The following is an 11600-nucleotide window of genomic DNA, read 5'->3' as shown; positions in this document are numbered from 1 at the left end:
GCAAAGCATTCGTTCATATCGCCATGATTAATTTGATGCTGACCAGGCTGTCCTCGGGGAAGGTATCAAACTTTTAAAACACGCACTTAGACCCAATAAAACCAACACCTTCTGGAATACACCCGCACAGCAGTTACTTATCCAACTGTCGAGCAATATCCAAGGTTTAAGTCAGGAAGACGCCGCCCAGCGCTTAAAACGTTATGGTGCGAACCGGCTGAACAACAAAAAGCAGACCGGAAACCTTCAACTGTTTTTGGCCCAGTTTAAAAGTTCCATCATCCTGATATTGCTGTTCGCGACCGGCTTATCGTTCTACTTACATGACCGCGTCGATGCGGCGATTATTTTAACGATTGTCCTGATCAGCGGCTTGTTGGGGTTTTTGCAGGAAAAAGGCGCGGCCAGCGCGATAGAAAAATTGCTGGCGATCGTGCAAATCACGGTTAACGTACTTCGCGACGGCGCTGCGATTGAGATTGCCGCCGAAAACCTGGTTCCCGGCGATATTGTCTTGCTCAGGGCAGGGGACGTCATTCCCGGAGACTGCCTGATCCTGGAGTCCGACAACCTGTTCATCGATGAAGCTGTGCTGACCGGAGAAAGCTATCCGGTCGAAAAACTGCCCGGCGTGTTGCCTGCAAATACTGCGCTAGGCCAACGCACCAATGCTTTATGGATGGGAACGCATGTGCAAAGCGGTGATGCCTCGGCGCTGGTGATTGCAACAGGACAAACCACCGAATTCGGCAAACTTTCGCAGCGCATCAAGTTAAAAGCGCCTGAGACCGAGTTCGAACGCGGCATCCGCCACTTCGGCTACCTGTTGATGGAAATCACGCTGATACTGGTGATGCTGATTTTTGCGGTGAACGTCTATCTTGAAAAAGCGGTGCTGGATTCGTTTTTGTTCGCGCTGGCGCTGGCCGTGGGCTTAACGCCGCAATTATTGCCGGCTATCATCAGCATCAACCTGGCTCACGGCGCTAAACGCATGGCCGAGCAAAAAGTCATCGTCAAGCAATTGGCTTCCATCGAAAATTTCGGCAGCATGAATGTGCTGTGTTCGGATAAAACCGGCACGTTGACCGAAGGCAGCGTGCAAATGCACGGCGCGCTCGATTTACTGGGCAACGCCAGTGAGAAGGTAGCGCTTTATGCTTACCTGAATTCCGTTTATGAAACCGGGTTCAGTAATCCGATCGACGAAGCAATCAGGCAATTTCGCCGGTTCGACGTAACAGACTGCGAAAAGCTGGCCGAAATTCCTTACGATTTTCACCGAAAACGGCTAAGCCTGTTAATTTCAAAGCAGGGCGAAAATATCCTGGTCAGCAAAGGCGCGCTGACCAATATACTTGACGCCTGCACTGAAGCGGAAAATGCCGACGGCACGCTGATACCGATAGAGTCTATGAGCGGCCGGATTCAGCAACGTTATGAAGAATTCAGCCGCCAGGGATTTCGCACGCTGGGATTGGCCTATAAACCGACGAAGGCCCAGGTCCAAATTGATAAGGCAGACGAGACCGGCATGCGCTTTTTAGGATTCCTGCTGTTTTTCGATCCGCCCAAAGCAGATTGTGCCGATACCATCAAGCAATTGTGCGAACTGGGCGTCACGCTGAAAATCATCACCGGCGATAATCGGCTGGTTGCCGCGACTATCAGCAAGCAACTGGGACTTGCGGAACATGAAGTCCTGACCGGTCCGGAAATCGAGCAAATGAGCGGAAGGGCGTTGATGAATAAAGTGGCGGACGTCGATTTATTCGCCGAAGTCGAACCCAACCAGAAAGAACGCATTATCATCGCGCTGAAAAAAGCCGGTTTTGTGGTCGGTTACATGGGCGACGGCATTAACGACGTATCGGCGCTGCATGCGGCAGACGTCGGCATTTCCGTCGATAGCGCCGCCGACATCGCCAAAGAAACGGCCGAAATCGTGCTGTTGGAAAAAGACTTGGCCGTGCTGGTGCAGGGCGTTCGCGAAGGACGCATCACCTTCGCCAATACGTTGAAATACGTGTTCATGGCGACCAGCTCCAATTTCGGCAACATGTTCAGCATGGCGGGCGCGTCGTTATTCTTGCCGTTTTTGCCGTTATTACCGAAGCAAATCCTGTTGACCAACTTGCTGACCGATTTCCCGGAGATGACCATCGCCTCGGATAACGTCGATGCGGACATGGTCTCGCAGCCCAGGCGCTGGGATATTAAATTTATCCGCAAATTCATGATCACGTTCGGCTTTGTCAGTTCGCTGTTCGATTTCATGACTTTCGGCATGTTGCTTTGGCTAAACGTCCCAGTCGAACAATTCCGCACCGCCTGGTTTTTGGAGTCCGTGGTTTCGGCCGCATTGATTGTGTTTGTCGTGCGTACCGACAAGCCGATTTTTTCCAGCCGCCCCGGCAAATACTTGGCTGCGGCAACGCTCGCAATCGTTACCGTCACTGTCGCGTTACCCTATACGCCGATTGCGCATTTGATCGGTTTTCAGCCGCTACCGCTGCATATTCTGGCTTTGTTGCTCGACATCGTTTTGCTTTATATCTCAACGGCCGAAGTCGTAAAGCATATTTTTTACCGGTTCGTAAAAATATAAGACGTTGAGCGGCGCTGCCGGCTATTCGAAAAGCTTGCTTAAAAGCGTGCTTGCAGATACAGTCGAGCCTTCCCTCAGCGGCTAATCGAGCTGGGTTAAAAAAATCGGATAGAGGACGTTACTTATGATAAAAATAAATAAAATCATCGTGTTATTGCCATTGGTGTTTTTTGGCGCTGTTGCCGGCGCTGAACAAACGCCAATGTCCTGCGGTATGGACATGAAACAATGCATGAAAATGGAACAATGCAAGGCGATGATGGACCACTCGAAAATGTCCGGCGGCATGGATATGCAACAGTGTATGAAAATGGATAACTGCATGGATCACTGCAAGGGAATGATGGGGCATTCAAAGACTGCCGGCGACGTGGAGATCAAAAAACAGAAAACTAAAACAAATAATGTTTTTGAATAAGCGGATAGAACCGTAGCGCATAGGCCAAGGCACAAAACCCAACAAATGTTGTTGAGCTTAAGCCGGGTAAAAGGTATCGCGGCTTAAGCATCATCAGATATTAACAACAGTTACATTGATGATGTACAAGGAAATTGACTATGAAACACTACCTTTTTTTGATTGGACTTTTAGTATTTTCCGCCACGCTTGCTGCCGAAACAAACAGCTCCGACAGAAAGGGCGAAGTATACCGGCGCACCCAGCAAGCGACCTCATACGATCTGAATAAAACCCTGCAAACTTTTACGCAAACGGTTCACGGCGGTATCCAGCACGTCGTTGCCAAATCCGCCGGTGATAAAGAGCAGATTCAATTGATTAGGAATAATTTGCGCAAAATGGCCGACGATTTTGCAAAAGGCGATTTTTCCGAAACTGAGCGCATACATGGAACTGATATGCCGGGTCTAGCCCAATTAAAACGCGCACAGCCCAATGATATAAAATTTGAATATGAAACCCTGGAAAATGGCGCCCAGATTCATTACAGCAGCGAATATCCGCAATATATCGAGGCTCTGCGCGAATGGATCCAAGCCCAAGCGATAGACCATAACAATGATGTGATTAATGAACACAGTCAACATCATCAGACTATACGTGAATAAATCATTGAATTTAGGGGTAAGCTGAAAAATCGCTTATACGGCAAATTCATTCAATTTTCAGGAGAGCACCATGTCAAAAGCTATATCCATGTATGCTGCATCGGTTCCGCCGATTATTCGCAGCTTGACCAATCTAAGATCGATTCTCGAAAAAGCGGCTGTCTACGCCGATGCGAAGAAAATCGATCCGTCCGTGCTGATCAATGCGCGTCTTTATCCGGATATGTTTCCGCTGTCGCGCCAAGTACAGATAGCAACCGATGTTGCCAAGGGATCGGTTTCCAGGCTTGCCGGCGTCGAGCCGCCAAAGTACGAAGACAATGAATCGACCTTTCCTGAGCTGCTGGCCCGGATCGATAAGACGGTAGCGCTGCTCGAATCGTTCAAGTCCGGGCAGATTGACGGCTCTGAGAATCAAACGATTAATTTGCCTATGCACGACAGAACGTTGAGTTTTGAGGGCTTACCCTATCTGCTGGATTTTGTTCTCCCCAATGTTTATTTCCATGTCACTACCGCCTATGCGATTCTCCGGCACAACGGCCTGGAAATCGGCAAGCGGGATTTTTTAGGTAGCATTGACTGATTTTTTTATAACGAGAGCCGGATTGAGCAGGACGCTCACCTTGAGAAACATTCTAACCAACAAAAAATGGGTCAGACACTGCATAGTGTATTTATTTAAACCAGAAACCCGGTAGTGTGCTGAGCAAGTTCTGACCCTATTCCTTATTCTGAAAAGCCAAAGTGCAGACAGGATAGATGCCTGCCATTCGCCAGCAACGCGTTAAACGCCATACTCCTGATTAAATTTAACAAGCTCAGCTATACTGCTTTCTTTTTATCGCGAGAAGTGCCTACAGCAACGGTACTTCGGTTTTAATTTTTAGGATTTCACAATGAGATGGTTTGTACGCGCTGACCTTGACGGCTTTTTCGGCTTGGCCCTGGATAACTTGGTTCAGTTATTGGTGATCGTGAATTTATGCCAGCACGTCTTGGGCTTTTCGGAAAACCTGGTTTATCAGCATATTCTGCCGGGTGCGGCGGTTTCGTTACTGATCGGCAATTTATATTACGCTTACCAAGCAAAAAAACTGGCCGAATCTGCCGGCCGCAACGATATTTGCGCGCTGCCTTACGGCATCAATACGGTTTCTTTGTTCGCTTACATTTTTCTGGTCATGCTGCCGGCAAAATTGGTTGCGGAAGCTGCCGGGGCTGCAAACCCCGAATACATCGCCTGGCAGGCCGGTTTAATGGCCTGTTTCGGCTCCGGCCTGATTGAACTGGGCGGTGCGTTCGTGGTCGAGCGGCTCAGGCAGGCAACGCCGCGCGCCGCGTTGTTATCGACTTTGTCGGGAATCGCGTTAACGTTTATTTCCTTGGGTTTCTTGTTTCGCACTTATGCGCATCCTGTCGTCGGCTTGGTCACGCTGAGTGTGATTTTATTGGTTTATTTCGGCAAACTGCGCTTTCGCGGCAATATTCCCGGCGGGTTGGTGGCCGTCATTTTAGGCGTTTTGTTATCCTGGTTAATGGGCTTGGCCCCAGTCGGCGCGTTGCCGCACAATGATTTAAGCTTGAATTTGCCGATTCCGGCATTCGGCGATTTATTCGCGGTGCTGAGCTCGAAAGACAGCTTAAGTTACCTGTCTGTCATCATTCCGATGGGGCTGTTCAACGTGATCGGTTCGTTACAAAACATCGAATCCGCTGAAGCGGCCGGCGACAGCTATCCAACCCAATCTTCATTAGCGGTTAACGGCATCGGCACGTTAGCGGCCAGTCTGTTTGGCTCCTGCTTTCCGACCACGATTTATATCGGCCATCCGGGCTGGAAAGCGATGGGCGCACGCGCCGGATATTCGATTTTAAACGGCACGGTGATTACGCTGATCTGTTTAACCGGCAGTTTATCGTATATCGCCTGGGCGATTCCGGTCGACGCCGGCATGGCGATTGTTTTGTGGATCGGTATTGTAATTGCCGCTCAGGCTTTTCAGGAAACGCCCAGAAATCATGCGCCGGCGGTGGTGATGGGCTTGCTTCCCGGCATTGCCGCATGGGGGGCTTTCATGGCGAAAAGCGGCGTGCGCGCCGCCGACTATGGCGTAGCGCAAATGCCCGCATTCTCGGAGTCGATGCTGGCGCGTTTTCAACAGTCGGATATTTGGATGCACGGCGCTTTCGCATTGGAGCAGGGCTTTATCTTTACCGCGATGATACTGGCCGCGTTAACCGTTGCGATTATCGAACGTCATTTTATCAAAGCCGCATTATGGAGCGGCGCGGCCAGCTTATTGTCGGCCAGCGGCCTGATCCATTCGTATCGCTGGACGGTCAGCGATACTGCGCTGTCGTTAACGCCGGCCTGGGAATGGGCGATAGCCTACGCCGTCATGGGCTTGCTGTTTTTAGCGGCGAAGTGGGTTTGTGTTGAGGATTGATCAGGCTGTTTAGTTAAAACTAATCTAGCGTTACTGTTGGCAACGGTTTCTGTTTGTATCGACAATGTTGAAACGTATGTAAGGGGCAGGTATATCATTAATCTTGACGATACGATAGAGGTCAAAAATGCGTGTAACTGTGAAAAAGTGGGGCAATAGCGCATCGGTGCGAATACCGTCCGCTATAATGGAGGCCGCCAGCTTAAAGCTAGACCAAACCGTGGATGTGCGCGAGGAATACGGCCGGCTTTATATGCGCACCGCTGACGGCACCCATGAAATAGATGATCGCCATTACCATCAAACCGGGCGCCACAACTTCCATTTCTTTGCTGACCTCGCCGGTCATTTACGGCCCCGGCACCAACCAGGACCAGCAGAAATGTGCCCCAAGCTTCTGCGAACAGCGCTCTCCATTTATTCGAAGGTTGAAGAAAAAAAGCAGACTTATGAACCCTATTTTTCTGCATTAATGATTTAACCTTTGTATCCCAACCGCTTCAACGCTTCACCGGCAGTTTTCCCTGCATAAATCAATGCTGCCAGCGAAACAACCAGACCCATCGCCAACAGTGGATATGAAACGGTATTGTGCCTCGCAGTTTCGCCGATTAACCCGGACAGGTGTTTGGCGGTATAGCCGAAATAAACCAGGCTGATGTTGTAAATCAGGATGCCGCTGGTCGCGGCCAGATAAGGTTGGAACCTGGCTTCAGTAACCGAAAAAGCATAACCGAGCAGCGCAAACGGCAAAGGCGTCAGGCGCAGTAAAAACATCAATTTGAACTCGTCGTTTTTAATGATCGCGTTGATTGCGGAAAAGCGCTTATGTTCGGCAAGATACTTCAGGATTCTTTCACGCAATAAGTGGCGTCCGAGAAAAAAGATAACTGCCGAAGCCAGGTAAGTGGCAATGACGATGTAAAACACGCCGGCGCCGAGCGGGAACAATACGCCGGCAGCAAAGCAGAGCGCATCGACTGACAGAAAAAGCGGCGTCAGCGCGACAAACAGCACAATGAAACCGAGCGGTGCAAGAGCGCCCATGTTCTGAATACGGGCCTCTAGGTCGGGAAGATGAAGCTTCAGCTCATGCCCGATCAGCAATACGGCTCCGACAAATATTAAAGCGATGGTTAATTTTTTGATGAGTCCGGCGTCTTGCTGTTGCATGTTGCGTTTACTCCCTGAAAAATTGCCGGTCGCTGCTTTATAAGCGGGTATTCAAGCTGCTTTTAATGTGTTCCGCATGGAAGATGCGGATGTAAAGGGAATGCTTTTAACAAACAGTGTTTGTTGGCGATTAATAATAACTGCCGGCTAAAAAAGGAGGGAAGTACAGCGGTACTTTAATAGTGGTAATGAAAGTCGCATTCCCCAAAAATCCGGTTACTTAGCGGAATGTCGTCGAGCGTGTTCTGGATAACATCCATATCGCAATCGACATTCACCGGAATTTTCTTTGTTGTGAATACTTGGTTTTCATTGCGGTTGTTCGCTGCTACGTTTGAGTTAACCGATGACGTCGTTTTTTCTTCCGCAAAAGGTTGATCCGGTAACGTTAATATTAAATCCGGACGTGGAACGGGCTTGTTAAGCGCTTTAGGACGGCCCGTTTGCGCCGGTGCCGAGCAATAAACAATTAAACCTGCAACGGCCAACAATCTTTTCAAGAAAATAATCGTTTTCATGATTTTTCTCCGATTCAACCTTGATTTAAAGCGTAGACAAGATATCGAAAAAATCAATCAATCCGTAACTATTCAGCATATTTTCAATAGTTACATCAACCCGGGAAGTGCAGGCGGAGCACGTAAAAAGCCCTCCATATTTCGACACGGTCATTCTGTTTAAACCTTTGCCGGACTATAGGTTTTAGGCACCTCTTCGACGGCAATTTTTAACGCTTCGTCGACATTTTCCAGCCAGACAAACTGGAGCTGATTCCTGACCGCTTCGGGGATTTCCTCAAAGTCTTTTTTGTTCAGCGCCGGCAGCATGACGGTTTTTAGTCCCGCCCTGGCCGCGGCGATGACTTTCTCTTTAATACCGCCGACCGGCAACACCAAGCCGCGCAGGCTGATTTCTCCCGTCATCGCCACTTCTTTGCGCACGGTACGCTCCGAAAATGCGGAAAACAGCGCGGTAAACATTGCCACGCCGGCGCTGGGGCCGTCTTTAGGGATCGCGCCCGCCGGTACGTGGACATGGATGTCGTTTTTCTTGAATATATCGGGGCTCAGATGCAATTCACCGGCATGCGATTTGACCAGGCTTAACGCGGCTTGGGCGCTTTCTTTCATGACTTCGCCCAACTGGCCGGTAAGGATCAGCCTGCCGTTGCCGGGCAAACGGGTGGCTTCGATAAAAAGAATATCGCCGCCGACCGGCGTCCACGCAAGCCCGGTCGCCACGCCCGGGACGCTGGTGCGCATCGCGACGTCGCTATAGAAGCGTTTCGGTCCTAAAATGCCCTGGATATGTTCGCTGTCGATATGTTCGCTGACAACAATGCCCTCGGCAATGCGCATCGCGACGTGGCGGAATACGGAGCCGATTTCACGCTCCAAATTCCGGCACCCGGCTTCGCGGGTGTAGTCCTGGATGATGGTCAGTATCGCGTTGTCGGTGATCGTGCATTGTTCGGGCGTTAAGCCGTTGCTTTCCTGTTGCCGGCGCACCAGGTAGCGTTTGGCAATCTGCAGTTTTTCTTCAGAGGTGTAGCCGGTTAATTCAATGACTTCCATCCGGTCGCGTAAAGGTCCGGGTACGTTGTCCAATACATTGGCCGTGCCGATAAACATTACATGGCTCAAATCGAACGCGACGGCCAAGTAGTTATCGCGGAAAGTCGAGTTCTGCTCGGGGTCCAACACTTCCAGCAAAGCCGAGGACGGATCGCCATGAAATCCTCCGATGCCGATTTTGTCCATTTCGTCGAGCATGAACACCGGATTATTCGTGCCGGCCTTGCGAATCGATTGAATGATATTGCCCGGCAATGCGCCGATATAAGTGCGCCGATGGCCGCGCACCTCGGCTTCGTCGTGCAGGCCGCCCAAACTGGCGCGCACGAATTCGCGCCCGGTTGCACGGGCGATGCTGCGTCCGAGCGAGGTCTTGCCGACGCCGGGCGGGCCGACAAAACACAGAATAGGGCTTTTGCCGGCCGGGTTCAGCTTGCGCACGGCCAAAAACTCCAGGATGCGTTGCTTGATTTTGGCCAGGCCGTAATGGTCTTCGTCAAGGATGTCACGGGCTCTTGCTATGTCGATAACAGCCGTGCTGGTCTTCGACCAGGGCAATTCGGTCAGCCAATCCAGGTAGGTGCGTATCATCGAATATTCGCCGCTCGCATCCGGCATGTGCTGTAAACGGGCAAGTTCCTTGCGCGCCTGTTTTTCGACCTCTTCCGGCATTTTAGCTTCAGTGATCGCGTTGCTGATTTCTTCAATCTCGGCGGCGCCGCCTTCCTCTTCGCCCAACTCTTTCTGAATCGCTTTCATTTGCTCCCGCAAAACGAATTCGCGCTGCCGCTGGCCCATCGTTTCCTGGGTTTGTTCATTAATCTTGTTCGATATTTTTAATACTTCGACTTGATAGTTCAGTAATTCCAGAATCTTGTCGATACGTTGCTGGACGCCGAACAAGCTCAGAATCTCTTGTTTCTCGACCGGCTTCGAAACCAGGTAACTGGCGACCAGGTCGGCCAGCATCGACGGCGAGTTAATAGCCTGGATAGCATTAATCAGTTCATCGGGCACTTGTTTGGTATGACCCAATACCTCCAGCGCTTTTTGCTTTAGCGTGATAACGCGAGCTTCGACATCCTTGGAGCTTATCTCCGACTCTTCATGGCGCTCAATCCGGGCGACCAAAAACGGGTAGCCCGGTAAGAACTCTTGCACGCGAAAGCGTTGCGCGCCTTGGCAGACGACATGATGGGTGCCGTCGGGCGCGGTGATATAACGTAAAATTTCCGCCACAGTCCCGACCGGGTAGAGATCGTCCGGATTAGGCTCTTCGTCTTTGTCGCGAAGCTGCATCAGCAGTCCGATCGGCTTTTCCGAACGCACCGCTTCTTGCACCGCCGAAATAGAGGCTTTACGGCCTATCACCAACGGCGAGACGTTTTGCGGGAACAGCACGGTGCCGCGCATCGGCACAACGATAACCGCATCGTTCGGAACAGGAGGAAATTGTAACGGAGCTTCCTGCTTGATTTCTGAAGACGGCTCTTCCGTACTCGTTGTTGAACCCAGAAGCAGGTTTTTCAGATCCTTGATTTGCATAAGCAACCCTTATATTTTTCGCAGTGAAATTAACAAACAACCGTCCACAAGCTCGCTAGTGTCGATTTCAAAACAGGCTGCGGGCAATTCAATGCGCCGCTGAAATCGTCCATAGGGAATCTCCAGGCGCCGAATAGTCGCTTGAGAGCTGTCCGGTAGATGTCGTTGTCCGTCAATAATCAAATGGTCTCCTTCAAGCATGACAGTTAAATGTTTCTGGGCAACCCCCGGTAACGCGATCATAATTTTGAACTCGCCATCGCTTTCGTAAATATCGATCGGCGGTTCCCAGGCCGGCCGGTTGGCGCTCATCGCCGCCGGCCTGAAAAACTGCCGGTGTAAACGGTCCGCGCGATTCAAAATGTCACAAGCTTCAGCCCACATCCATGTTTCGAGGTTACGTAATGGCATAATGTGTTATTCCAGGTTATTGCAGTTTATCTCCAGAGGGCATAAGTAGGGTTTGAGCGGGCGACCTGCTCAACTCAGCTTTAGATACTCAAACCGCGTAATTATCTGTTCCGGTCACTAGAAAAAGCTTTTTGGCAGGCTGAATATCTGTGCGGACTGTACCTGCCTTAAGAAGATCATCGCTCGATTTATTCCGAAATTGCCGAATGGTCGCTGCTATGTCCCGGTATCACATCGTTGCCGTGATCTCTCTGCTGGGCGTCAAACCAGGCATGAAGAGCCTGGACAAATTGCGGATATTCAGTCGAATAGTGAATCTGTGCGCCATTTTCTAACGGTTTGTATTCAAACCTTATATCGTCGGTTTTGGCCGTTTTCAACTGGGCCAGACCCGGCATATCCGGCCCGTGAACACGTTCAGTCACAGAGAAATCGCCTTTCCTGAATTCATCGGCAATGTTGGCTAGATGTTGCTGAATCAGCTTTATTTGCTTGGTATTGTCTGCCGATTTGGCGACTACATGCTGGACGCCGCCGTGAACCGTTTTAGTGAACGTTTGCAGGGCTTGGTCTAATGCATAAGGCACTACTTGCTGTGCGCGTCGATGCACTTCATCGATCAGTTGAAGGTTAGCCGGTTCAATAGTCCATGCCACTGTAGAAAAAAGCGCAAGTCCAATCGATATTAATAAGCGATTTTTCATCATCGAACTTCTCGTCGAGTTAATAAAACTGATGATGGAGTATCCACCGCTTATGAACCTTGTTAAA

At 50.3% G+C, this 11600-nt stretch carries 11 protein-coding genes; 6 read left to right on the top strand and 5 right to left on the bottom strand.

The window, feature by feature from the left end; genetic code table 11:
• The first annotated feature begins 64 nt into the window (after window positions 1-64).
• The 6 genes from mgtA (at window position 65) to EKO24_RS22965 (ending at window position 6607) form a co-directional block, all read left to right on the top strand.
• Window positions 65-2608, top strand: coding sequence for a magnesium-translocating P-type ATPase (gene mgtA, locus EKO24_RS00795; protein ID WP_127030243.1), 2544 nt, complete (start codon window positions 65-67; stop codon window positions 2606-2608).
• Between the two features lie 124 nt (window positions 2609-2732).
• Entirely contained in the window at window positions 2733-3026 is a 294-nt protein-coding gene (locus EKO24_RS00790; RefSeq protein ID WP_127030242.1) for a hypothetical protein, read from the top strand.
• A 140-nt stretch (window positions 3027-3166) separates the two neighbouring features.
• Window positions 3167-3676 carry an aspartate carbamoyltransferase gene (locus EKO24_RS00785; protein ID WP_127030241.1) on the top strand — a complete coding sequence of 170 codons (510 nt, stop codon included), beginning with the start codon at window positions 3167-3169 and terminating at the stop codon, window positions 3674-3676.
• A 70-nt stretch (window positions 3677-3746) separates the two neighbouring features.
• Complete coding sequence (locus EKO24_RS00780; RefSeq protein WP_127030240.1) at window positions 3747-4262, top strand: DUF1993 domain-containing protein; 516 nt, start codon at window positions 3747-3749, stop codon at window positions 4260-4262.
• Window positions 4263-4575: 313 nt separating this feature from the next.
• Window positions 4576-6126, top strand: coding sequence for a SulP family inorganic anion transporter (locus tag EKO24_RS00775; RefSeq protein WP_127030239.1), 1551 nt, complete (start codon window positions 4576-4578; stop codon window positions 6124-6126).
• 127 nt (window positions 6127-6253) lie between these two features.
• On the top strand, window positions 6254-6607 hold the full coding sequence (locus EKO24_RS22965; RefSeq protein ID WP_241674346.1) for an AbrB/MazE/SpoVT family DNA-binding domain-containing protein: 354 nt from the start codon (window positions 6254-6256) through the stop codon (window positions 6605-6607).
• On the opposite strand, the gene EKO24_RS00760 is transcribed toward EKO24_RS22965, so the two are convergent.
• The 5 genes from EKO24_RS00760 to EKO24_RS00740 all read right to left on the bottom strand — a co-directional run bounded on the left by EKO24_RS00760 (window position 6604) and on the right by EKO24_RS00740 (window position 11536).
• Entirely contained in the window at window positions 6604-7299 is a 696-nt protein-coding gene (locus tag EKO24_RS00760) for a TVP38/TMEM64 family protein (protein ID WP_127030238.1), read from the bottom strand. The genes EKO24_RS22965 and EKO24_RS00760 overlap by 4 nt on opposite strands.
• Before the next feature lie 176 nt (window positions 7300-7475).
• Window positions 7476-7817 carry a hypothetical protein gene (locus tag EKO24_RS00755; protein WP_127030237.1) on the bottom strand — a complete coding sequence of 114 codons (342 nt, stop codon included), beginning with the start codon at window positions 7815-7817 and terminating at the stop codon, window positions 7476-7478.
• A gap of 159 nt (window positions 7818-7976) precedes the next feature.
• A complete protein-coding gene (gene lon / locus EKO24_RS00750; RefSeq protein ID WP_127030236.1) occupies window positions 7977-10418 on the bottom strand; it encodes an endopeptidase La in 2442 nt (813 codons plus the stop codon).
• 9 nt (window positions 10419-10427) lie between these two features.
• Window positions 10428-10829: an Hsp20/alpha crystallin family protein gene (locus tag EKO24_RS00745; RefSeq protein ID WP_127030235.1), complete on the bottom strand. Its 402-nt coding sequence runs from the start codon at window positions 10827-10829 to the stop codon at window positions 10428-10430.
• A 188-nt stretch (window positions 10830-11017) separates the two neighbouring features.
• On the bottom strand, window positions 11018-11536 hold the full coding sequence (locus tag EKO24_RS00740; protein ID WP_241674345.1) for an aspartate carbamoyltransferase: 519 nt from the start codon (window positions 11534-11536) through the stop codon (window positions 11018-11020).
• Between the last annotated feature and the right edge of the window lie 64 nt (window positions 11537-11600).

Source organism: Candidatus Methylobacter oryzae (assembly GCF_003994235.2).
GTDB lineage: Bacteria > Pseudomonadota > Gammaproteobacteria > Methylococcales > Methylomonadaceae > Methylobacter_A > Methylobacter_A oryzae.
The sequence above is the reverse complement of the archived record's forward strand: the minus strand, read 5'-3'. Positions and strand labels throughout refer to the sequence as shown.

Excerpts from the sequence above, each read along its gene's own strand:
- EKO24_RS00790 (WP_127030242.1), top strand. The coding sequence starts at position 2,733 with ATGATAAAAATAAATAAAATCATCGTGTTATTGCCATTGGTGTTTTTT.
- EKO24_RS00780 (WP_127030240.1), top strand. The coding sequence starts at position 3,747 with ATGTCAAAAGCTATATCCATGTATGCTGCATCGGTTCCGCCGATTATT.
- EKO24_RS00775 (WP_127030239.1), top strand. The coding sequence starts at position 4,576 with ATGAGATGGTTTGTACGCGCTGACCTTGACGGCTTTTTCGGCTTGGCC.
- lon (WP_127030236.1), bottom strand. The coding sequence starts at position 10,418 with ATGCAAATCAAGGATCTGAAAAACCTGCTTCTGGGTTCAACAACGAGT.
- EKO24_RS22965 (WP_241674346.1), top strand. The coding sequence starts at position 6,254 with ATGCGTGTAACTGTGAAAAAGTGGGGCAATAGCGCATCGGTGCGAATA.
- EKO24_RS00785 (WP_127030241.1), top strand. The coding sequence starts at position 3,167 with ATGAAACACTACCTTTTTTTGATTGGACTTTTAGTATTTTCCGCCACG.
- EKO24_RS00740 (WP_241674345.1), bottom strand. The coding sequence starts at position 11,536 with ATGATGAAAAATCGCTTATTAATATCGATTGGACTTGCGCTTTTTTCT.
- EKO24_RS00760 (WP_127030238.1), bottom strand. The coding sequence starts at position 7,299 with ATGCAACAGCAAGACGCCGGACTCATCAAAAAATTAACCATCGCTTTA.
- EKO24_RS00755 (WP_127030237.1), bottom strand. The coding sequence starts at position 7,817 with ATGAAAACGATTATTTTCTTGAAAAGATTGTTGGCCGTTGCAGGTTTA.
- EKO24_RS00745 (WP_127030235.1), bottom strand. The coding sequence starts at position 10,829 with ATGCCATTACGTAACCTCGAAACATGGATGTGGGCTGAAGCTTGTGAC.